The sequence below is a fragment of the Antrihabitans auranticaus genome (assembly GCF_016481275.1).
In the GTDB taxonomy this organism is placed as follows: domain Bacteria; phylum Actinomycetota; class Actinomycetes; order Mycobacteriales; family Mycobacteriaceae; genus Antrihabitans.
Genome location: NZ_JAEMNW010000002.1, coordinates 209,177 through 230,219, shown reverse-complemented (window position 1 = coordinate 230,219; position 21,043 = coordinate 209,177). Strand labels below are relative to the sequence as shown.

General features: G+C 63.6%; 21 protein-coding genes and 1 pseudogene. 18 read left to right on the top strand and 4 right to left on the bottom strand.

What is annotated here, in order from left to right; genetic code table 11:
* Positions 1-16: 16 nt before the first annotated feature.
* Complete coding sequence (locus JGU72_RS09015) at positions 17-976, bottom strand: AurF N-oxygenase family protein (RefSeq protein ID WP_199683481.1); 960 nt, start codon at positions 974-976, stop codon at positions 17-19.
* A 172-nt stretch (positions 977-1,148) separates the two neighbouring features.
* Here JGU72_RS09015 and JGU72_RS09010 point away from each other — a divergent pair, with 172 nt between their 5' ends.
* Entirely contained in the window at positions 1,149-1,484 is a 336-nt protein-coding gene (locus JGU72_RS09010) for a DUF4873 domain-containing protein (protein ID WP_199683480.1), read from the top strand.
* A 6-nt stretch (positions 1,485-1,490) separates the two neighbouring features.
* Here JGU72_RS09010 and JGU72_RS09005 read toward each other — a convergent pair whose 3' ends face one another.
* The 3 genes from JGU72_RS09005 to JGU72_RS08995 all read right to left on the bottom strand — a co-directional run bounded on the left by JGU72_RS09005 (position 1,491) and on the right by JGU72_RS08995 (position 3,201).
* Positions 1,491-2,108: a TetR/AcrR family transcriptional regulator gene (locus JGU72_RS09005; RefSeq protein WP_199683479.1), complete on the bottom strand. Its 618-nt coding sequence runs from the start codon at positions 2,106-2,108 to the stop codon at positions 1,491-1,493.
* Complete coding sequence (locus JGU72_RS09000) at positions 2,105-2,803, bottom strand: TetR/AcrR family transcriptional regulator (protein WP_199683478.1); 699 nt, start codon at positions 2,801-2,803, stop codon at positions 2,105-2,107. The genes JGU72_RS09005 and JGU72_RS09000 overlap by 4 nt, the downstream gene beginning before the upstream one ends.
* A gap of 68 nt (positions 2,804-2,871) precedes the next feature.
* Entirely contained in the window at positions 2,872-3,201 is a 330-nt protein-coding gene (locus tag JGU72_RS08995) for a hypothetical protein (protein ID WP_233531816.1), read from the bottom strand.
* Between the two features lie 134 nt (positions 3,202-3,335).
* Between JGU72_RS08995 and JGU72_RS08990 the strand changes: the two genes are divergently transcribed.
* The 17 genes and pseudogenes from JGU72_RS08990 (at position 3,336) to JGU72_RS08915 (ending at position 21,043) form a co-directional block, all read left to right on the top strand.
* Entirely contained in the window at positions 3,336-4,748 is a 1,413-nt protein-coding gene (locus tag JGU72_RS08990) for an ABC1 kinase family protein (RefSeq protein WP_199683477.1), read from the top strand.
* Positions 4,749-4,769: 21 nt separating this feature from the next.
* Complete coding sequence (locus JGU72_RS08985) at positions 4,770-5,504, top strand: TetR/AcrR family transcriptional regulator (protein ID WP_307828361.1); 735 nt, start codon at positions 4,770-4,772, stop codon at positions 5,502-5,504.
* A gap of 9 nt (positions 5,505-5,513) precedes the next feature.
* On the top strand, positions 5,514-6,482 hold the full coding sequence (locus tag JGU72_RS08980) for an oxidoreductase (RefSeq protein WP_199683476.1): 969 nt from the start codon (positions 5,514-5,516) through the stop codon (positions 6,480-6,482).
* A gap of 127 nt (positions 6,483-6,609) precedes the next feature.
* Positions 6,610-7,290: a hypothetical protein gene (locus JGU72_RS08975; protein WP_199683475.1), complete on the top strand. Its 681-nt coding sequence runs from the start codon at positions 6,610-6,612 to the stop codon at positions 7,288-7,290.
* A 303-nt stretch (positions 7,291-7,593) separates the two neighbouring features.
* Complete coding sequence (locus JGU72_RS08970) at positions 7,594-8,994, top strand: lipase family protein (RefSeq protein WP_199683474.1); 1,401 nt, start codon at positions 7,594-7,596, stop codon at positions 8,992-8,994.
* A 185-nt stretch (positions 8,995-9,179) separates the two neighbouring features.
* A pseudogene (locus JGU72_RS08965) lies at positions 9,180-10,382 on the top strand (CocE/NonD family hydrolase); the annotation flags it as partial.
* A 265-nt stretch (positions 10,383-10,647) separates the two neighbouring features.
* Positions 10,648-11,034 (top strand): CocE/NonD family hydrolase C-terminal non-catalytic domain-containing protein, encoded by a 387-nt coding sequence (locus tag JGU72_RS31415; RefSeq protein ID WP_374101096.1) that lies wholly within the window; start codon positions 10,648-10,650, stop codon positions 11,032-11,034.
* A gap of 111 nt (positions 11,035-11,145) precedes the next feature.
* Positions 11,146-11,976 (top strand): ABC transporter permease, encoded by an 831-nt coding sequence (locus tag JGU72_RS08960; protein WP_233531815.1) that lies wholly within the window; start codon positions 11,146-11,148, stop codon positions 11,974-11,976.
* Positions 11,976-12,851: an MlaE family ABC transporter permease gene (locus JGU72_RS08955; protein ID WP_199683471.1), complete on the top strand. Its 876-nt coding sequence runs from the start codon at positions 11,976-11,978 to the stop codon at positions 12,849-12,851. Before JGU72_RS08960 ends, JGU72_RS08955 begins: the two co-directional genes overlap by 1 nt.
* A gap of 2 nt (positions 12,852-12,853) precedes the next feature.
* On the top strand, positions 12,854-13,882 hold the full coding sequence (locus JGU72_RS08950; protein ID WP_199683470.1) for an MlaD family protein: 1,029 nt from the start codon (positions 12,854-12,856) through the stop codon (positions 13,880-13,882).
* Positions 13,879-14,880 carry an MlaD family protein gene (locus JGU72_RS08945; RefSeq protein WP_199683469.1) on the top strand — a complete coding sequence of 334 codons (1,002 nt, stop codon included), beginning with the start codon at positions 13,879-13,881 and terminating at the stop codon, positions 14,878-14,880. Before JGU72_RS08950 ends, JGU72_RS08945 begins: the two co-directional genes overlap by 4 nt.
* Positions 14,877-15,878: an MlaD family protein gene (locus JGU72_RS08940; RefSeq protein ID WP_199683468.1), complete on the top strand. Its 1,002-nt coding sequence runs from the start codon at positions 14,877-14,879 to the stop codon at positions 15,876-15,878. The genes JGU72_RS08945 and JGU72_RS08940 overlap by 4 nt, the downstream gene beginning before the upstream one ends.
* Position 15,879: 1 nt before the next feature.
* Positions 15,880-16,833, top strand: coding sequence for an MCE family protein (locus tag JGU72_RS08935; RefSeq protein WP_199683467.1), 954 nt, complete (start codon positions 15,880-15,882; stop codon positions 16,831-16,833).
* Positions 16,830-17,822 carry an MlaD family protein gene (locus JGU72_RS08930; RefSeq protein WP_199683466.1) on the top strand — a complete coding sequence of 331 codons (993 nt, stop codon included), beginning with the start codon at positions 16,830-16,832 and terminating at the stop codon, positions 17,820-17,822. The genes JGU72_RS08935 and JGU72_RS08930 overlap by 4 nt, the downstream gene beginning before the upstream one ends.
* A complete protein-coding gene (locus tag JGU72_RS08925; protein WP_199683465.1) occupies positions 17,819-18,763 on the top strand; it encodes an MlaD family protein in 945 nt (314 codons plus the stop codon). The genes JGU72_RS08930 and JGU72_RS08925 overlap by 4 nt, the downstream gene beginning before the upstream one ends.
* Before the next feature lie 13 nt (positions 18,764-18,776).
* Positions 18,777-19,340, top strand: a complete 564-nt coding sequence (locus JGU72_RS08920; protein WP_199683464.1) for a hypothetical protein — start codon at positions 18,777-18,779, stop codon at positions 19,338-19,340.
* Positions 19,341-19,429: 89 nt separating this feature from the next.
* The gene (locus JGU72_RS08915; protein WP_199683463.1) at positions 19,430-21,043 is read left to right on the top strand and encodes an AMP-binding protein; all 1,614 of its coding nucleotides are present in this window, start codon (positions 19,430-19,432) and stop codon (positions 21,041-21,043) included.

Genomic DNA, 21,043 nt, shown 5'->3' with positions numbered 1-21,043 from the left:
GGGCCGAGCGTGCTGTTCATCCGACTCGGCCGAGTCGCAGAATGGTTCCGGCGACCGGACCGTTCAGCAGCCCTTCGTCGCGGGTGAAGCGGCGAAACGATGCGGTTGCCCGCCGCGCGTTCCGCCCGTAGTTGGCACTGACCAGGGCCGCAACCAAGCCGCGAACCGGATTGATCCCGACGGCCCGATAAGCGTTCGGATTGACGACGACGGCGTAACAGGCTGCTGTCACGGCGGCCAGGGCCCAGCGATGCAGCGCATTGGCAATCGGGCCATGCGACTCGATTGCCCTGATCAGGTCATCGCGCGCGAACTCGATATGCCGAGCGCCGGCAACTACGTGAATTTTCGTGAGCTGCTGTACGTGCGGCTGAATACTCGGATCCGCCGCGAGCTCACGCAGGACCGAATCGAGCATCTCTTCGAGCAGCAGCCGAAAGCCGCGGCCGAGCGGACCGGTCGGGGCCAGCAGCGTCAGCTTCGTGAGTCGCTGCAACGGCCCCGGCAGTCGGTAGGGAGCCGCGCCCGTGGCGTTAACCAACCGGCTGAACATCGTCGTACTGCGACTCTCGTCGTTGATCGAGGCGAGTGTGAAGCGCGTCAGATCGTCGACCAGGCCGTCACCCTCGACGATGTCGCGAAACATCAGCATCGAGAGGATCGACTGCGCGTAGATGCCTGCACTCAGCATGCTGACGAGTTCGTGCTTGCCGAGTTCACGCCGCTGCTCGTCGTCGAGACTGTGCCACAGCCGCGTGCCGTAGAGCGAAACACGCTGGGCTGGAAGCCAATCCTTGTCCGGATCGGGTGCCGCGTCCCAATCGATATCGAGGTCCGGATCGTAGTTCGCCTCCGATGCGGCGAACAGCAGTCGCCTTGCGGTCAGCTGCCTATCGCCGACGTGGCGCCGCCGCCGGACCGCTCCACCCGCCGCCGTGATCGCGGGCTTGAACTCGTACTCGCTGCCGGACGTCATTGTCCTCACCGCTTCCTGAATCAAGCGCAAGTCCGAACTGACAGTACCCAATACTGCCAGTTCCGTGTACATTCGAAGTGTGACCCAGGTCGACCCCGATGTCAACGGTCACGACAACCTGAATATCACTCAGCTGCAACTACTTTGACTGCACCACTTTTCAGGAGGCAGGATGAACAGCGTCGTTCCGCACAGCCCCCACGAAGGCTCCGACTATCTCGGCGAGGCGACTCTCGTCGTTCACGGAACAGAGATCGCAGCGCGGGTCGAGATGCGGGGGTACCGCGAGCCGATCGATGGGATCTTCCGCTGGATCGGCCGAATCGACCCCAACCCTGAGCTGACTGCAATTCTTGGGGACGAGCCACGCACGAAGGTGACGGTTCGGACGCCGCACAGCGCTCGCGACGCCTTCGTCGGCGATCCCGACCCCTGGAATCGGTACCGCATCATGGGAAAGAGCACGCCGCCGTTCCACGTGGCCACCGAGTTGAGCGAGGTCGAGTAACAGCAGCTACTCGTTGCCCATCCCGTGCCTGACGAAATCGACGAGCGCCGCTGTCGAGACCGCCGCATCGGCAGCGACACCGTCGCCGAGCGCGCCGATCGTGCTGGAGAGCAGTACGGTCGCGAGTGCTTCCCCGGCTACTTCGGGATCGAGATCGCTTCGGAGGAAACCTCTTTCGATGCCGTTCTCGACGTAGGACCTACTCGCCGCAGCAAAGGCCTGATACGTCGCGAGCATCCGCTGCACCACGGCTTCGTCGATCGACGCCGCTTCGAAAACTACGAACTGCAGCAGCGCCGGCTCGTCGGCAACCAGTTCGTGGACGCGATTGTTTATTCGGGCAACTTGCGCCAGGAACTCGTCGAGCGTCTCGGCGGACGTGGGCTCGTCGGGTCCGACCAAGCGCTGCGTCAGCAGTTTGCCGCCATGGTCGATCACCGCATCGAGGATGTCACGCCTGCTGTCGAAGTAGTTGTAGAAGGTGCCGTGGCTGAGCCCCAGGGCGCCCACGATGTCGGCCACCGACGTATTTCGGTAGCCCTTGCCGAGGATCAATTCCGTTGCGGTACGGATCAAGTCGGCACGGCGGGCTTCGAGGCGATCAGACGTTTCCTGAGCGGTCATGAGCTATGCCCCGGGACGCGCATTGCCGCTGCGAGGATGCCGACAGTCTGTTCGGTGAATCTGGTCTTCCAGTCCGCGGTCAGCGTGCCCTGAACTGCATGCCGCAACCCAGGCAGCACCAGCGCGATGATGTACTGCCCATACGTTCCGGTGTCGATTTCGGGACGAATCCAACCGCGCTCGATCCCGTCCTCGAGGATCCGCGCAATCATTTCCGACAGAAAGCTCTTCAGGCCCAGAACGCGTGCATTGAGCTCTGCGTCAGCGGCGCTGGCCTCGACGATGATCAGCCGTAGCAACTCGGGCTCTCGCTCGATCGCGCCTGCCATCCGGGTGGCGATCTGCGTCAAGCGGTCGGCGAAATCCGCGAGCGAGCGAACGGGTGCCATGAGGTCGTCCGTCGCGATCAGACTGACGAACCGCTCGGCCGAGTAGTCGAAGACCTGGTCGAGAATTTCGCGCTTGCTGTCGAAGTACCGGTACACGGTGCCTTGGCCGACCCCCGCATGCTTCGCGACGTCGGAGATCGTCGTCGATTCGTACCCTTTTGCGGCGAACACGTAGTACGCGGATTCGATGATCTGTTCGCGGCGCCGCTCGGCGAGCCCCTCCTGCTTGGGCCGGCCGCGCCGTGGGCGCGGCGCACCTGCAGTCGTCGCCGATTCAGCGTTCGCCACCGCTTCAGGATGTGCCATGCTCACCCGCCTTCACCGAATCTCAGCCGTTACTCCAGTCGCATCTGCGACGGTACCGGCCCGTGGGCTCAGCGCTGCGACGAGACACGATTCGCGAGGAATGCCGCGTAGGCGACCGAACCGATCGCGCCCACGGGTCGCGTTCGACGGAAGGCGATTGCCAGTCCGAGCAACAGTTCCGTCATGCCGTTGCGGTATGTCCACTGCCGCGTTTTCTCGGGGAAAGCCGTGGCAGTGATGCCGTCGAAGGCTCGCGGCGCGGTGAAGTGCGCAGCACCCGTACCTGCCAGGCCGAGGCCGAGCATTCGCACGGGCAGGCTGTCGGGCGTCCGCACGTGCAGAATCACTGGTTTCTGCGTGGCACTGGACCGTGGGGCCTTGCGTTTGCGTCGAATCATCTGCGACGTTCCTTTCGTGACAAGTCGTTGTGGCATTGCTCGGACCGTCTGTAGTCTGTGCCACATCAAAGAGTGACACGTCAGTCGAATAATTGCGACCCATCCGTCGACCGGGCCGAGCGAAGGACCGAAGTATGAACGACCAGGTTCCGACATCTCGTGTCGCGCGCGGCTCCAAGATCGGCAAAGTGGCAGCGGGCCAGGCGTTCCGTTCGGCCGGCACGCGCGTATCCATGATCGGCCGATCGCACGATGCGAAGATTCGGATTTCGGAGAAGGCCGCACTCCAGGCAGCCGATCAGCTGGTAACCGTGCTCGGCAGCATGAAGGGCGCGGCCATGAAGCTGGGCCAGATGCTTTCGGTGATCGATCTGGAGCTCGTTCCCGAGTCACACCGTGAGAGCTTCCAGCGAAAGCTCGCCGTGCTGCGCGATCAGGCGCCGAAGGTCTCGTTCGACACGATGCGTGCCACCCTGGAGAGCGATCTCGGCCGGCCGATCTCCGCAGTGTTCGCCGAGTTCGACGACGTGCCGATCGCAGCGGCATCGATCGGTCAGGTCTATCGCGCCCGTCTGCACGACGGGCGCCCCGTTGCAGTCAAGGTGCAGTATCCCGGCATCGACGTCGCTATTCGCGCGGACATGAAGAACCTCGCGATGTTTCTGAAGTTCTGGCGATCGACCCTTCCCGCCGTCGCGGCGCCCGAGCTCGCACACGAGATCAAGCTCAATATGGAGAGCGAGCTCGACTACGAGCGCGAAGCACGCACCCAGCACGAGCTTGCGCTGCTCTTCGCAGACCATCCGTTCATCGAGGTACCCGACAGCGTCCCCGCAGCGAGCGGGCCAAAGGTCGTCGTCACCGAGCTCTTCGACGGTCAGTCGTTCGACGCGATACGCGCACTGCCACAACAGGATCGCGACCGAGTCGGGGAAATCGTCTACCGCTTCTATATCGGGTCGCTGTTCGCGTTCAACGAGTTCTGCGGCGATCCGCATCCCGGCAACATCCTGCTTGGCGCGAACGGCAAGGTCGGATTCATCGATTTCGGTCTCTACAACCGCATGGATCCGATCCACGTCGATTTCGAGAAACAGTGCCTACGCGCTGCAACCGAGAACCGCAGTCAGGATCTCTTCGATCTCATGGTGGCGCGCGGCGTGATCAATGCAGACGCCGGAGTCACCGTCGACGAGTGTCTCGACTATGTCCACGGTGCGGCGGGCTGGCACCTGACCGACGAGCAGATCGCCGTGACGCCGGCCATGGCGAGCGGGAGCATTCTGCTCGCCATCGACCCGCGGGTATCGGAGTTCGCCGGTATGCGACACCAGAATTTGCCGCCCGAACACATCTTTTCCCGTCGTGCCGACTTCCTGACGTTCGGCGTGCTCGGCCAGCTCGGCGCCGCCAACAACTGGCATCGGATCGCGCGAGAATGGATCTACGGCGAAGCGCCGACTACGCCGCTCGGCGAGGCGCACGCCCGCTGGCTCGCCGACCGGGAAGCGAAAGCAAACGGAACCAGTAGTAGCCAGTACCGCTAGTATCGGATACTATCGCTCCCTGTGATACCTGCGAGGGGCAAGAAGCAGTCGACCGGCCAGCGTGTGGACGCACGCACCGAGCGCTGGCGCGAGCACCGGATCAAAGTGCGAAACGAGTTTGTCGATGCCGCGTTCAGGGCGCTGGACAAGTTCGGTCCCGACGTGAGCATGGACGACATCGCCAAGGAGGCCGGCGCGGCAAAACCTAAGCTGTACAGGCACTTCGAGGACAAGATCGACTTGTACAACGCGATTGTCGACCGCACGCAGGAGTTGCTCTGGGAGCGCCTCATCGCAAGCGTGAACTTGTTGAACGACACCACCCGCGAGTTGGTGCGGCGCGGAGCGGCCGAATACGCGCTGGTTGTCACCGAACATCCGAACGCCTTCAGATTCATGGTTCACAGCCACTTCACTCAGCAGGCCGACGAGTCGGAGCGGGCACTGCAGTCCGCGCGGCAGTACGCGCGTCGCGCGGCAGTACTGCTCGCCGAAACTCTGGACCACCGTTCGGTCGACATCGATCGTGCCGAACTGACCATATACACCGTCTTCGGAACTGTTGCGTCTGCGACGGATTGGTGGCTCGGCGCCTCGCGCAATCGGCCTCTCCCCATGCCGATCGAGCAGTTCGTCGACTACCTCGCGACGACCATTTCCAGCATCGCGGAGTCCAATGCCCGGATGAACGGCGTTCTCATCGCTCCCGAACAACCTCTGCACCTTGCATTTTCGATGACCGAACCAACCGAGTAAGGAACCCACATGGCAAACGCACTGGCGATCAAGAACTTCCGCGTACCCCACATTCCCGACCAGACGGGGAAGACGATCGTCATCACCGGCGCCAACAACGGCCTCGGCTTGCAGGCTGCGACCGCTCTCGCCGGGGCTGGAGCCCGAATAGTGCTCGCCTGCCGTAATCAGACCACTGGGCAGCAGGCACTTTCACTCGTTGCACAGGCAGGCCCGGCAGCCGACCACCAATTGGTCGAGCTGGACCTCGCCGACCTCGCCTCGGTGCGTCGTGCAGCATCGCAGACGATCGCAGTCGCGCCCGAGATCGATGTGTTGGTGAATAACGCCGGCCTCATGGCGGTACCGTTCGCGCGAACGGCTGACGGCTTCGAGATGCAGATCGGGACAAATCATTTCGGCCACTTCGCCTACACCGACGGCCTTCTTTCCGCGCTTGTCGCCGCTTCCGCGCCGCGCGTCGTCAACCTTGCGAGTATCGCGCACAGGCAGGGCCGAATCGTGCTCGACGACCTCAACTTCGACCGCCGCCGCTACGGACGCATGACAGCCTACGGGCAGTCCAAACTCGCCAACCTCTTGTTCAGCGCCGAACTCGCACGGCGCAGCTCTGCCGCGGGCTCGAACCTCACGTCGATAGCCGCCCACCCCGGCGTTGCCGCGACGAACCTCTTCGATTCGATGGTGCCGCCCATTCCTGGCGCTCTCGCGGCCACGCACCTCGGGCTCCGCCTGTTCGGCAACAGCGAGCGGCACGGCGCGTTGAGCCAGCTGTACGCGGCGACCATGGGCGACGTTCGCAACGACGACTACATCGGACCCAACCGCCTCTTCGGCGTCCGCGGACCGATCAGCCGCTCCCCGCGCACACGCTCAGCCCGCAACGCCGACCTCGCCGCAGCACTGTGGGAGAAGTCCGTCGAACTCACAGGCGCGAATTTCAGCGCCCTGAGCTCGTCCGACAAAGCATCGCGCTGACCCCGCTCCGGGCTCGTTCGCGAGTCCGGGATACTGTCGGAATATTTGACGAATGATATATCAGTCTGTTTAATCGGACGCGCGCCTCGGCGGCCGCGGCACCTCCGACCCAACCCAGGAGAACCGAATGACAAGCCCTTTCCGCGACCCCGCGATCGAGGACGGCGAGAAATCCGTCTATGGCATCCGAGTGGGCGACGACCCCACGATGTACACGATCTCGGCCCTCGTCGAGCACGACGGCGACGTGTACGTGTCCTCGGTGGATGCTGGGCTGAAGGAACAGTTCGCGATGCAGGTCGAGCAGCGCTTTCGCCGTGAGAACGGCCGAATCTCGACCGAAAGCTACAAGGCGGCAAGCTTTTTCGAGGGCCAGTTGGTCACCCGCGAGGAGGGCTACTTCGCAGGGACCCAGCACCTCCAGTTCGGCGGCGAACTGCAGCCCTTCCCGAAGGGCGTGATGCCGCTGATCGGTGGGCTCACCCTGCTGCGCGGGCTCGACTTCAGCAAGGGAGCGAAGTCCAAGCACGACATCTGGCTCGCCTACTCGATCTACTGGCCCCTCGAGATCAAGATCGAGAAGCGCACCACGGTCAAGGTGACGGCCGGCAGCTTCGACGCCTGGCAGGTCAAGATCCGGCCGGGATTCGCGCACATCAACGGCCTGCTCGACAAGGTGATCGCAGGCTTCCTACCACCGTTCACCGCGCATTTCGAAGCAAGCGGTTCCCATCGATTGCTGCGCTTCAGCTTCCCGACCGGACCGATGCCGTGGAACCCTCGCGGCACACTCGAACTGACCGCATGATCTGAGCGGGCAGAGCTCCGCATGGCAGGCCGCCAACGGCGTCGGACCTGCCATGTGGTCCAGTCACCGCACACGACTCGGGGCGGTGAATCCCACTCCCCCACAGCAAAACACCTGACCGCCATGTCGCGCTTTCGAGCGCGCCCAGCGCTCCTGCCGCCAGACCCACGGATTACGAGACGATCGGCCCCGGTGGTTGACAATCTGAAAATCTATCTTACCGTTATCGCTGTTGTGACAACCCACACAGCATCGACGCTGTAGTGAGAATCCGTATCCGGCACCCCGAGAGAGCGCCTTTCAATGACGAATGCACGCCGATCGATTCGTGTTCTGACGCTGGCCGCAGTGGCCGCGCTGGCCGCGCCCCTGCTGACGGGATTGGTCGCAACGGCCGACCCGGCACCCGCCGATGTTGCGATCGAGCCCGCCCCGGCGGTCACTCTGCCACCGGAGTTCGACGACTTCTACAGGCCCGCGGCGGGTCTCGTCGCAGCGGCTGAACCCGGCGAAATCCTGCGCGCCCGGGCCATCCTCCCGGCGTTCTTCGGAATCCTCCACATGGACGTGGATGCCTGGCAGTTGCTCTACCGGACCACGAACAGCCACGGCGAGCCGATCGCCACAGTGACCACAATCCTCACTCCCCGCGGACCCGCGCCGGCCGGTGGGCGAAAGTTGTTGTCCTACCAAATCGCCGAGGACTCCGCCGCGCAGTACTGTGCCCCCTCCTACGTTGTGCAGTCGGGCGCAATTCCCGCCGATTACGTCAACGCGGCCGAGATCTTGATTCCGATCGCGGCAGGCCTCGGCCACGGCTGGACCGTCGCACTGCCCGACTACGAGGGCCCGAACTCTGCATACGGCGCATCGCGTCTCGGTGCACACGCCACGCTGGACGGAATCCGCGCGGCGGAGAATTTCGCACCTTCGGAGCTGGACGGACCGGCCACACCGACCGCTCTCTGGGGCTACTCCGGCGGCACGATCCCGACCTCCTTCGTGGCCGAGATCAAGGACGAATACGCACCGGAACTGAACATCGTCGGCACGGCATCGGGCGGCGTCGCCGCAGCCGATTACGAAACACTTGTGCGGCACAACAACAATGGTGTGTACGCAGGTCTGATCAGTGGCGCCTTCGTAGGAATCGCGACCGAGTACCCGGAGATGCAGCGAGTCATGCGCGAGCGCGTCGACCCGCTCGGCCAGTTCGTGCTCGCCTCCAAGAAGGTGCTCTGCCACCCGATGGGAACGAGCGTCTTCCCCGGCCTGAACTACATGGGAACGTTCCAGGGCGCCGATCCGCTGGCGCTACCCGAGATCAGAGACGCGATCATGGACAACTCGCTCGGCCAGCGCACTCCGACGGTGCCCGTGTACATCTACCACGCCCAGAACGACGAGATCATTCCGATCGCCGGTACGGATCGCATCGTCGACAAGTACTGCAGCGCAGGCGCTCCCAGCGTCACGTATGTTCGCGAGTTCCTCGCCGAGCACATCTCCGGCGTCGGTACACACCTTCCGGGCGCGTTCTACTGGATCCAGGACCGGCTGAACGGTGTCCCGGCACCCGCCGGTTGCACGATCACGAGCCCGACGACCTCGGTCACCGATCCCAAATTCGCACAAGGCCTTTCGGACATCTTGCCGCTCGCGGGACAAGCACTGATCGGGCACGCGATCGGTACGGGGCGGTGATCGTCCGGGTCCTCCTGGCGATCTTCCTCGCAGCCGCACTGACGGTCGCGGCGGGCCCCGCCCAGGCGGACCCGGCCGCCGGACTGGACGTCTCACGGGTCGACGCCCGCACCGGACTCCCGCAGGGGTGGAGTCCGGGGCCGGAGCGCTTCGGCATCGGCGAGCAGAAGAACCACGAGATCGTGATGGCGGACGGCGTCGTTCTTCGCGCCGACGTTCGGTATCCGACGAATCCCGACGGGTCCCCCGCCACCGGACCGTTCCCCATCGTCATGACGCAGACCGCATACGGCAAGGACAGCACCGGCCTACTGCGGATCCTGTCCTACGACTGGCTGGGGCCGGTCCTCGACCGAATTCTCCCCACCGGCGTCGAGGTGCTCCGGCAGGTAGCCGACGCCGCCGGCTACGGCGACTACTTCGTCCGGCGCGGCTATATCCAGGTGATCCTCGACCTGCGCGGCACGGGTTCGTCCGGCGGCCAGTGGAGCATTCTCAACCCACAGGAACGCGACGACTCCAAGCGCGCCTTGGAATGGGCGGCGCAACTGCCGAATTCGACCGGTGAAATCGGCCTCTACGGTCTCTCCTACCTCGGCATGAGCGGGTTGCTCGCGGCGGGCGTCCTCGAAGAAGGCGGGCCGGTGAAAGCGCTGTTCCCGCTGATGCCGGGCAACAACCTCTTCCAGGACATCCTCAATCACGACGGCTTCTACAACATCGCTTTCCTCGCCGCGTACCTGTGGTTCCCGAATACTCTTCTCCCCGAGATCGATCCAATCCTCGGCCTCTACCAACAGCCCGAGAAGATGCTGGAGGTAGTTGTCGACCATCTGCTGAGCAACGTCGCACCCGACGGTTCGTGGTTGTCGGTCATCAGCGCGCTGTCCGACGGCGACAAGGCATATTCGGGCCCGTACTGGGAGTCGCGGGCAATCGACAACGTCCTGGAGAAGCTGGCGGACAACGACATTCCGACGTACTTGATCGGCGGACAGTACGACCTGCTGCAGGACGGCACCCCACGCACATTCTCGGCACTGCAGAACGCGTGGGCCGGTCGCCCGCACGGTGGCCCGATGCCGGGCGATGCGCGGTCGACGGGACGCTTTCAGCTCCTGTTCGGCCCGTGGTTCCATGTTCAGCCGGGCATCCAGAACACCACGACCGATATCGATCTCCACGCGATTGCGCTCGCCTGGTTCGATCGGTGGCTCAAGAACGATCACAACGGAATCGACGAGACCGACACGCCGCTGCACGCAATCGACATCAACGGCAACGTGATCGAGAGTGCCACCTATCCAGTCGGCGCAGCTCCCGCGCAAAATCTGTATCTGCAGACGGACGGCGCACTGAGCGGCGAAAAGCCAACCAGCACAGCCGGCTCCGACCGCGTGACGTTCAGCGCGATCAACAGCGGAACCATCTGCAACCGTTCGTTCTCACAGAATTTCGCCGGGACGTACCAGCTACTCGCGCGAGTGTTCGCCGTCGACGATCCCTGCGCCGCGTTCGTCCCGCAGGGCGATTTGCCGCCGGTAGTCGACAACCCGCAGTACACGACGGAGCCCTTCACACAACGGACCGCCCTGGCGGTCCATCGGCGCAACGCTGTTCGCGATCTCGAACAAGCCCGCGTCGGCATTCAGCGTGACAGTCCAGGACATCGCGCCCGACGGAACTGCGACGGCGCTGACCGAAGGTCAGCTCGCGGGAAACTTCCGCGCACTCGACGAATCGAGGAGTTGGCGAACCGCGGACGGCAGTCTTCTCGGACCGTTCCATCCAGGTAGGCGGGAGTCGCTGCTGCCTGTCGTACCGGGCGAGATCACCGAGTACAACGTCAAGGTCCGGCCGGCTTTCCATGTCTTCGAGGCTGGTCATCGGCTGCAGCTGACCATCGCGTCCGGCGATGCACCGACGCACATTCTCAATCCGAAGGACTATCCGAGCCTGTTCGGGAGCAGCTACGACGTGCTGCGCACCGCACAGTTCAGCTCACATCTCACCGTGCCGCTCACGCCTGTCAGAAACTGACCTGAGCCGATCTATTTAAAGAAGTGACGCATCAGTCCGATAAATATGCTAGGTTTTCGAACACCTGGTGACGGCGGTCACGTCGGCTGGCCGAACTTCGAGGAGGCGGAAATGTTGGACACAGTTGTCCAGACACCCGCTCGCACCGTTCGATGGGGAGTCGACCTCGGCCTCACCGCGACTCGGACCGTCGGCCGCGCACTCCGACTCGGCGTGGACGCCGGCATGTATCTGGTAATCGACATCGTGCGCTTGCGGCATCCATTGCGCGAGACACTGTTACAGGCCTGGTTCATCGTCAGCGTGACGGCCGTACCTGCGGTGCTGGTGTCGGTGCCGTTCGGTGTCATCGTCTCCGTTCAGGTCGGCAGCCTGACTCAGCAGGTCGGCGCCACGTCGATCGCAGGTGCAGCAGGCGGCCTCGGAGTGATCCGGCAGGGTGCTCCGATCGTCGCCGCCCTACTGCTCGGCGGCGCCGCGGGCTCGGCGATCGCAGCGGATCTCGGAGCCAGAACGATCCGCGACGAGATCGACGCCATGCGCACGATGGGCATCGACCCGGTCCGCAGGCTCGTTGCGCCGCGCCTTGCGGCGATGGCCGCGATCGCTCCACTGCTGTGCCTGGTGATCGTCTTCATGGGTGTCGGGACCGGTTACCTGATCAATGTCGGCGCTCAGGGTGGGACACCCGGCAGCTACCTGTCGTCGTTCGCGTCGTTCGCTTCGGTCTCCGATCTACTTGTCGCCGTTGCCAAATCGATCTTGTTCGGCATCATCGTGGTGATCGTGGCCTGCCAGCGCGGGCTTGAATCGACACACGGGCCCAAGGGCGTTGCGAACGCGGTGAACGCTGCCGTCGTGATCGGCGTGATGGCAGCCTTCGGTGTCAATCTGGTTATTACACAGCTTGTTTCGATGTTCATGCCAACAAGGATCGGTTGATGGTCGATACACCGGCGAAGGTGCGGCCATACGGCACTGCCACTCTCTTCGGCGGCGCCGCCGCGGTCGTGCGGACACCCGTAGCTTTCGCGGAGCACCTCGGCCACCAGTTCACCTTCGTCTGGCAGGTGCTTGCCGCGGTACCGCACACGCTTCGCGCCTATCGGCGCCAGACGATGCTGATCCTGACCGACATCACCTGGGGCAACGGGTCGATCATTGTCGGCGGCGGCACTGTCGCCGTCCTGGCGTTTCTCGGCGTCGCGGTGGGCGGCTCGATCGGCGTCGAAGGCTTCTCGACCCTCGACATGGTGGGGATGGGCCCACTCACCGGATTCGTGTCGGCCTACGCCAATACCCGGGAAATGGCACCGATGATCGCGGCGATCGGCTTCGCCGCACAGGCGGGGTGCCGCATGACCGCCGAGATCGGGGCGATGCGGATCTCCGAGGAGATCGATGCACTGGAAGCAACTGCGGTGCGGCCTATTCCGTTCGTCGTGACCACGCGGGTCATCGCGGGTGTGATCACGATCGTTCCGCTGTTTCTGCTGACGTTGATCCTCAGCTACCTCTCGTGCGCCGTCGTGGTCAACGTCCTGCACGGACAATCCAGCGGCACCTACTACCACTACTTCGGGGCGTTCATTCAACCGTCCGACGTGCTGTTCTCACTGGTGAAGGCGATCGTTTTCGTCGTGATGATCATCATCATTCACGGCTACCAGGGCTTCTACGCGACCGGCGGCCCCGAGGGCGTGGGCAGGGCGTCCGGCCGGGCGATCCGGGCGAGCCTGATCGGCGTTGTCATCGCGGACATGGTGATGACTCTGCTGTTCTGGGGACTCGATGTCGGCATCAGGATTTCGGGGTAAGAGTGCCGGTATACCAGGACTTCTCGGGCAGATCCGCAGGCAAGCTGGCACTTCGGCTCCGCGGGCTTGCGATCGTAGCCGTGATCGCGGTTGTCGCGGTGACGCTGACCGCATACAGCCAGGGCAAATTCAGCGATCGCTTCACGGTGTGGATCGACGCGGCGACGGTTGGCGAAGGGCTAGCGCCAGGTGCCGAGGTGAAGCTGCACGGCTTCGCCATCGGGACCGTCAGCCGGATCGACACGATCGGTTTCGGGCATCAGCAACTGGAACTCTCGCTCGATCGCAGGCAAGCCGAGCACCTGACCGACAACGTCATCGCCAGATACACGTCCTCGAATGTCTTCGGTTCCACAGCAATCGAACTCGTCAATCGCGGCGGCGGGAACCCATTGGAGGAGGACTCGACACTGCATATCGGCGAGAACAGCGCCAACGCGACGGTCACGAGCGTTTTCCGCAAGGCCGGGCAGCTCACGCGAATACTCGACACCGAGGACGTCGACCGGCTGTTCGATCTACTCATCACGAATACCGAGACACTCGGACCGACCACCCGCGCCTTTTTCGAAACCGCGCGGATGCTCGCCGACTACCAACGCGCTCCAGTCGCGGAGTACGTACGCATCGGCGGTGACGTGGCGACGGGAGTCGCCGAACTCACTCCCCCAGCTGTCGATCTCATCGCTCAGTTGCTCGACACCAGTGCATATTTCGGCGAAACGAGCAACCAGGACCGGACGAACAAAGCCATCTACGGCCTCGCCGATCAGGCGTTGGCGCCGCTCGCGACGATCCTGCGCGACAACAGCGTCGATCTGTCCACCATCGTGAGTACCGTTCTCGACCTTGTCATTCCGATTGCCGCGTCGATCGGTTCGGTCGCACCGACCTATAACCGGGTCCCCGAGTTGCTCGACCGGATCGACGGCGCATTCCCGGTTGTCGACGGCCGTGTGCAATTGCAGCTGGAACTGATTTCCAAAGACATGCCGTATCTCGTCGATTCGATCGTCGGAGGGCCGCGATGATCACCGTTCGCGGCGCAGTGCTGCGCCTCGCAATCTTCGTCGTGATCGTGACCGCGTGTTCGGTGGTCATCGTTACCGCGCTGCGCACCCCGGTACCGGGCGACAAAGTCGAGTTCGAAGCTCTCTTCTCCGACGTATCCGGCCTCTTCGCCGGTGACGACGTCCGGATGTCCGGGGTGCAGGTCGGCAAGGTCGAGTCGGTCACGCTCGATGGCGTGAATGCGCGTGTCCGCTTCTCGGTGCAAGCCGACCGGCCCGTCTACGAAACGACACAGCCCGCCGTCCGCTATCAGAACCTGTTGGGCCAGCGGTACATCGAACTCGTACAACCGGATGCCACCGCGACGCCCGTGGCCCGAAACTACGCTTTTCCGCTCGCGGCGACGATACCGAGCTTCGACGTCTCCAAGCTGTTCAACGGGTTTCGGCCGCTGTTCGACACACTCGACACCGCGCAACTGAACCAGTTCGGCGAGAACATCCTTCGCGTGTTGCAGGGCGACGGTGCCGGAATCGGTCCCGTCCTGGCCGATCTCGACACGCTGACGAAGTACGCAAAGGACCGCGAGGCCGTGATCGTCCTGTTGATCCGAAACCTCGGCGAGATCTCCAACCAGATTGCGGGCAGGTCCGCGCAGGTGGGCGATCTGGTCGAGCAACTCGGTGGCCTGCTCAGCAGGTTCAGCACCAAGGCAGACGAAATCGTCTCTGCGACAAAGGAAGCAAATCGCGCGCTGCAACCGGCGGTCGAACTGCTCGAACAACTGCAGGGCGCGTACGACGAGAGCTACCTGCCGCTGCACGGACTGTTTCGCCGCGTGGTCCCCCGCTCCGACCAATGGGTCGAAATCTTGTCGCTCGTGCCGTCGCTGCTGTCCGGCTTGAACAACCGGACGCCCGCCGCGGCCGCCGGCTTCGCCTGCCCGACAGGCGGCGCAGACCTTCCCGGCATCGGCTCTGCCGTGCTCGGCAACCAACGGCTGGTGATCTGCAAATGAAGATCGGCCGCAAGCCACGTCCGGTCGTGGACGAGCCCAATTCTCAACTACGCTGGGGCGCAACCGGTATCGTCGTCGCGATCGTCGGACTCGCGATCAGTGCCGTGATCTATCTGGTGCCCTTCGGTACCGACACCTACGTCGCGGATTTCCGCAGCGCGGGCGGGGCGCGCAGCGGCAACGAGGTCAGGGTCGCGGGCATCAAAGTCGGCAGCGTCCAGTCGGTCCGCCTGGTCGGTGATCACGTCGAGGTTCGCTTCGCCGTCGACCAGGGCGTGCACGTCGGCGACCTCTCTGCCGTCGAAATCAAGATGCTGACACCGATCGGCGGACACTACCTCGCGCTTTCACCAGCCGGCGACGACGACCTCGGGTCAGCTCACATACCGCCGGAACGCACCAAGACCCCGTACGAGATCACCGACATCATGCAGGACGCGACACCCATGCTGCGCCAGGTCGACGGCACTACGCTGCGGGCCACGATCACCGAGGTGAACAAGGCGATGGCCGGTCAGCCGGAGGCGGTTCGCAACCTGCTCAACAACGTCAACGACCTCACGGGCGTACTGGCGCAGCGCTCCGACCAGCTGGACCAGGGACTCCGGGTATCCGACGAATACATCGCCGCCATTGCCGACGACCAGGCGGTGCTGGCTGATTTCGTCCGTCAGCTCGGCATCGTCGCGGTGAAGCTCGGCTCGCACAAAGACGATGTGGTGCAGACGTTCCAGCTACTGCGGCGGTTGGCCGACGTCGTACACCGCCCGATCATGGCCTATGCCGACGGACTCGAACCCCCGATAGCGGAACTCGAAGAAGTCGTGAACAAAGTCTTCGCCGACACCAGCAAGCTCGATGAAGTCATCGCAGGAATCCAGGAGTTCATGACGTCGATTTCGGCCATGCTCGGTATCGAGAACGCGCATGCCGACGAACTCGGCGGCGCCACCACCGATGCCGGAATCTGTATCCCCAGCGCAATGCGAGAGTGCTGACGTGAGCGTGGGAAAGAAGGTCGGTTATCTCGCCCTCGGCGCTGCCGCCGTCGTATTGCTTGGCGGCGCAGCAACTTCCGCGGTAAGCAGTCTGGATCGGGATTCGAAGACGATGTGCGCGGAATTCACCGACACTGTCGGGCTGTACGAGGGCAACGACGTCACCTTGCTGGGCATCGAAATCGGAAGCGTCGCGGCGATCGAGCCCATGGGCGATCGCATGAAGGTCACGATGGACATCGATCACGACATTGCGGTTCCCGCGGATGTCGGTGCAGTGACCATGTCGAGTTCGATCGTGACCGACCGGCACGTCGAGCTCACCAAGCCCTACACCGGGGGTCCGCTATTCGAGGGTGCACAATGCATCCCGCTGACGCGCACCAAGACACCGCTCGGGATCAGCGAGACCTTCGACGCGGTGAACGCCGTTGCCGCCGACCTACTCGGCTCCGAATCCGACGGCGGACCCGGTACCCCACCGGATCCCATCCTGGCCGACGCGCTGAACTCACTCGACGCGGCACTCGACGGAACAGGCCCCACGTTCAATTCGCTGCTCGGGCGGCTGAGCACTCTTGTGGGCGATCCAGCGGACAAGGACGTCGTCGTCCGTCGCCTCATCGACAATCTCGACCGCCTCACCACCATGTTCGTCACCAACTGGCCCGACTTCAGCACCCTGCTGCAGAATCTCGGCAACGGCCTCGAGGTCGTCGACGGTATCGCTTCGGGACTCGGGACGGCGCTCGCGAAGGCGAACGAGTTTCTCCCAGTGGCCGCACGCACGATCGACAAGTACGACGAACAGTCCTATGCCTTTCTCGACAAGGCACTCCCCTTCTCACACCAACTGCTCAGCCGCGCCGGCGACATCCGCGATCTCCTCGCCTACGTCCCCCAGGCATCGCGCGACCTGATGGCATCACTGCTCGGACAGGCGGCGACACGATGAAGAAGGTCCTGCCGGTCATCTTCGGTATTGCGCTCTTCGCCGTCTCGGGGTGCGGGTTCGACCCGGCAGACCTGCCGATACCGGGCACGTACGTCGAGGGCGCGAAGTACACCGTCAGCGTCGAGTTCTCCAGTGCGCTCAACCTTCCGGACAAGGCAAAGGTCGTAGCAGAGGGTGTCGAGGTCGGGATCGTCGACCGAGTCGAGTTGGTCGGCGAGTCGGCAGTGGCGAAGGTCGACCTGAAAGGCGAGGTCCAGCTTCCTGTGTCGACGCGGGCCGAACTGCGGCAAGCGACCATCCTCGGTGAGATCTACATTTCGTTACTGCCGCCGGCGGATTCGACGGGGCCGTACCTGGTCGACGGTGACACGATCCCCCGGTCACAGACTGCGCCGGCCGACAACATCGAAGACCTGCTGCGCGGGCTGTCGAGCATGGTCTCGGGTGGTCGCGTCGCGCAACTACAGGATGTCGTGAACCAGTTCAACGCCGCGTTTCCGGCGACGGACGAAGATTTCCGCAGGATATTTGTCGCCGGGCAAGCGGCACTGCACGACTTGACGGTGAATACCGACGACATCGACCGGATACTCGGCGCGGCCGCTGCGGTGTCGACCGATCTGGCAGCCAACAACGAGCGTGTAGACGAAATATTGCAGTACGGTCCTGCTCGGGCCGAGGGCCTGAGCGGTGTGCTGTTCGGTGTTGTCGAACTGATCTTCCGGCTCCGCGATCTGGCGCGGCCCCTGGGCGATATTCTCGTCCCGATCGCGGGCGACGTGCACGACATCATCGCGGTGATCGCGCCCGCGCTGGTCACGATCGGGAACGCAGATACCAGTGTCCCGATGAACGTCGACACTGTAGATCGGCTGTTGCGCGACAAGATTGTTCCGTTTCTGTCGGCGGCTCCGAACGTTCGGATCGATGCCGGCGCCCAGGCAGACCAGTTGATCCACGTGCTCCGCTCGATCGGTTTGGTCCGATGAAAATTCCAGCGCCCGTCTCCCTCGTCATGCTGCTCGCCATGACCCTCGTGTGTTCGGCGTACATGGCTGTGGCAGTGCTGGATTGGGATCCCCGGCGCGAAACACACACGATCACGGTGCTGCTCGATTCATCCGGCGGCCTCATGGATATTTCCGAGGTTGACCTGCGCGGAATGAAAATCGGTCGCGTCGAACGAATCTCGACCACAGCCGAGGGACTCGCCGTCGATGTGCAGGTCGATGCCGCGTACCCGATTCCGGTCGACAGCGAAGTCCGGATCGGCAACCTCTCGGCGGCCGGCGAACAATTCATCGACTTCCGTCCCACATCGGAAGCCGGTCCCTATCTGGGTGACGGCGCAGTGGTACCCGCGAGCCAGGTCAAGACATCGGCCACCGTCAGCGACACTTTGACGAAGATCGACTCTCTGACGGCGCAATTGGATCCCGCGACGTTGGAGCGGCTCGTCTCGACCTTCACAGTCGGCAACTTGGGCCGCGACGAGGACGTGGCGAAGCTCAGCCGAGCGATGGTCATGTTCGCACAGATGTTGCACGACAAGAAAGACGCCATCACGCGGCTCTACGTCAACGTGCAGACGCTCGGCGACAACTTCGACGGCTACGGCAGCGTGCTCGGAGATACAACGCCGGCGGTCGAGTCGCTGACGCCCAACGCTGTGCAGATCATCCAGGAGTTCGAGCACTACTCCTATGTCGGAGAGAACATCTGGGATCAGCCGATCGGGCCGCTCGTGACGAAACTCGGCGAATATCTAGGACTGCTGGCGCCCGACCTCGCGCTGGTTTCGACGATCGTGAAACCTGCAACGTCGCAGTTGCGACCACTCAGAGTCGACGCCGGCTCGATCATGAACATACTGCTCACGGTGTTTCCGGACAGCGGTCCGGCCCGGATCGCAGTACCAGTACCCAACTGATGAGGTGAGACGAATGACTGTCACACAAGAGCTTTCGACCAGCACAGACCAGACGGACGAAGCTGCGCCGCCGACGCCGAAGCTCTCGCGCAGGGTGCGAGTCGCACTGGCGCTGTGTGCTACCTCGCTGGTCGCCCTTGCCGCCGTGCTCGGCTGGGAATGGCACTCGACATCCGGCGACCTGGCAGCGCTGCGCGACCGACAGGCCGAGAGCGACAAAGCCGGTCAGGTCGCAAGTGACTACGTGACGCGCTCGTTGACCTACGACTACCGCAATCTCGACCCGTTCTTCGCGGGCGTCGTGCAAGACGCGTCGAACTCTTTGCAGGACAGATACAACCAGGTTCGGGAGACGCTCGGCGCCATCATGACCGAAGCGCAGGTCGTCGCGACCGGCACGGTGGTAGCTACAGCCGTCCAACCGGCAGGCGACAATCGTTTCGAGGTCACCGTGTTTGCGACGCAGAAGACCGAGAATGTGCAACAACCGGACGCGTCGACCGTCCCGAACCTGCTCTCGGTGACCGTGGCGCACGATGGTGGACAGTGGCTCGTCGACAACTACAGCCCCAAGTGAGCAACCGCAGACCGGACCCGGTCGCTATCTGGTAATCTACCTTTTCAAATGTAGTCTCCCGGTCGCTCACGCCGCGAGGATCATTCGCTGTGACTTCTTTCTCCCGCATCGTCCGCACCACGCACGTCAATCTGCACTCGGTCGGCATCCTGCAGCGCGCAGGGACCATCGATTTTCGCCGGCCCGCCACGATCGTCCACGCCTCGCGAGCGATCCGCCAGTACGGCCCGATCGCCGGCGCGGCAATTGCATCAGCGCACCGCACGCCGGGAGCGATCGCGTTGATCGACGAGTCCGGTTCGCTGACCTACAAGGACCTGGACTCGCGCTCGAACGCGCTGGCGCGTGGGCTGATTGCGCTAGGTATCGGGCCGGAGTCGGTCGTGGCGTCGCTGTGCCGCGACCATCGCGGGCTGGTCGACACGATGCTCGCGACCGCGAAGATCGGCGCGACCCTCGTCCTGTTCAACACAGGTTTCAGTGCTCGTCAGCTGGCCGACGTCGCAGTGCGGGAAGGTGCGACGGCCATCGTCTACGACCAGGAATTCACCGCCCTCCTCGCCGAGTTGCCGACAACCGTCACGCGGGTGCTTGCCTGGCAGGACGAACCCGAGGAAGCCACCCCAACGGTCGACGTGCTGATAGACACAAACGTCGATTTCGAGCTGGAACCGCCTCGGACGCAAGGGGGATTCGTCCTCCTGACGGGCGGCACGACAGGCACGCCGCGTGGCGTTCCGCGCCGCGTCAGGTCGCCTCTTGCCGCCGCAGCATTTCTCGAGCGAGTTCCGCTACGCCGCGGCGAGGTGACCGTCCTTGCTGCACCGCTCTTTCACGGCACCGCTCTCACGCAGTTCATCATGTCGTTCTCCCTCGGCAGCACGGTTGTCGTTCGCCGCCGCTTCGACGCCACGGCAACGATCGCGGGCATCGCCAAGCATCGGGCAACGGCACTCGTCGTCGTTCCGACGATGTTGCGCCGGATCCTCGACCTCGGTCCGGAAGTCCTTGCACGCTACGACACTTCGTCACTACGGATCATCTTCAGCGCAGGATCGGCATTGCCCGCGGCGCTCGGCAACGAGGCCACCCGTGCGTTCGGCGACGTGCTCTACAACTTCTACGGGTCGACGGAGGTCGGTGTCGCAGCCATCTCGACCCCCGCCGACTGGAAGGTCGCACCCGGAACCGTGGGCAAATCACCCACGAGCGTCACCGTGCGGTTGTACGACGACAACGATCGCCTGGTGACCGAACCGGGCGTCAAAGGCACCATATTCGTCGGCAGCATGCTCTCGTTCGCCGAATATTCGGGCGGTGGCGGCAAGAAGATCATCGACGGCTTGCTCAGTTCGGGCGATGTCGGACACTGGGACGAAGGCGGGCGCCTGTTCATCGACGGCCGTGACGACGACATGATCGTCTCCGGCGGCGAGAACGTATTCCCCGGGGAGGTCGAGGAATTGCTCTACGCGCACCCGGCCGTCAGCGAAGCCGCGGTTGTCGCCGTGGCCGACGAGGAGTTCGGACAGCGCCTTGCCGCCTACATCGTCCGAACGCCCGACGCGGCCATCGATGCCGACGCGGTCCGCAGCCACGTCAGGGAAAACCTGGCGCGGTTCAAAGTACCCAGGGACGTGCATTTCATCGACGAATTACCCCGTACCGCAACGGGAAAGCTCCTGCGCCGCGCCCTCGGCTAG

What these genes read in the sequence shown, in the direction of transcription:
- JGU72_RS08990 (WP_199683477.1), top strand. Translation starts at nt 3,336, where the DNA reads ATGAACGACCAGGTTCCGACATCTCGTGTCGCGCGCGGCTCCAAGATC.
- JGU72_RS09010 (WP_199683480.1), top strand. Translation starts at nt 1,149, where the DNA reads ATGAACAGCGTCGTTCCGCACAGCCCCCACGAAGGCTCCGACTATCTC.
- JGU72_RS08925 (WP_199683465.1), top strand. Translation starts at nt 17,819, where the DNA reads ATGAAAATTCCAGCGCCCGTCTCCCTCGTCATGCTGCTCGCCATGACC.
- JGU72_RS08940 (WP_199683468.1), top strand. Translation starts at nt 14,877, where the DNA reads ATGAAGATCGGCCGCAAGCCACGTCCGGTCGTGGACGAGCCCAATTCT.
- JGU72_RS09000 (WP_199683478.1), bottom strand. Translation starts at nt 2,803, where the DNA reads ATGGCACATCCTGAAGCGGTGGCGAACGCTGAATCGGCGACGACTGCA.
- JGU72_RS08945 (WP_199683469.1), top strand. Translation starts at nt 13,879, where the DNA reads ATGATCACCGTTCGCGGCGCAGTGCTGCGCCTCGCAATCTTCGTCGTG.
- JGU72_RS08975 (WP_199683475.1), top strand. Translation starts at nt 6,610, where the DNA reads ATGACAAGCCCTTTCCGCGACCCCGCGATCGAGGACGGCGAGAAATCC.
- JGU72_RS08995 (WP_233531816.1), bottom strand. Translation starts at nt 3,201, where the DNA reads ATGATTCGACGCAAACGCAAGGCCCCACGGTCCAGTGCCACGCAGAAA.
- JGU72_RS09015 (WP_199683481.1), bottom strand. Translation starts at nt 976, where the DNA reads ATGACGTCCGGCAGCGAGTACGAGTTCAAGCCCGCGATCACGGCGGCG.
- JGU72_RS08960 (WP_233531815.1), top strand. Translation starts at nt 11,146, where the DNA reads ATGTTGGACACAGTTGTCCAGACACCCGCTCGCACCGTTCGATGGGGA.
- JGU72_RS08930 (WP_199683466.1), top strand. Translation starts at nt 16,830, where the DNA reads ATGAAGAAGGTCCTGCCGGTCATCTTCGGTATTGCGCTCTTCGCCGTC.
- JGU72_RS08980 (WP_199683476.1), top strand. Translation starts at nt 5,514, where the DNA reads ATGGCAAACGCACTGGCGATCAAGAACTTCCGCGTACCCCACATTCCC.
- JGU72_RS08920 (WP_199683464.1), top strand. Translation starts at nt 18,777, where the DNA reads ATGACTGTCACACAAGAGCTTTCGACCAGCACAGACCAGACGGACGAA.
- JGU72_RS08955 (WP_199683471.1), top strand. Translation starts at nt 11,976, where the DNA reads ATGGTCGATACACCGGCGAAGGTGCGGCCATACGGCACTGCCACTCTC.
- JGU72_RS09005 (WP_199683479.1), bottom strand. Translation starts at nt 2,108, where the DNA reads ATGACCGCTCAGGAAACGTCTGATCGCCTCGAAGCCCGCCGTGCCGAC.
- JGU72_RS08970 (WP_199683474.1), top strand. Translation starts at nt 7,594, where the DNA reads ATGACGAATGCACGCCGATCGATTCGTGTTCTGACGCTGGCCGCAGTG.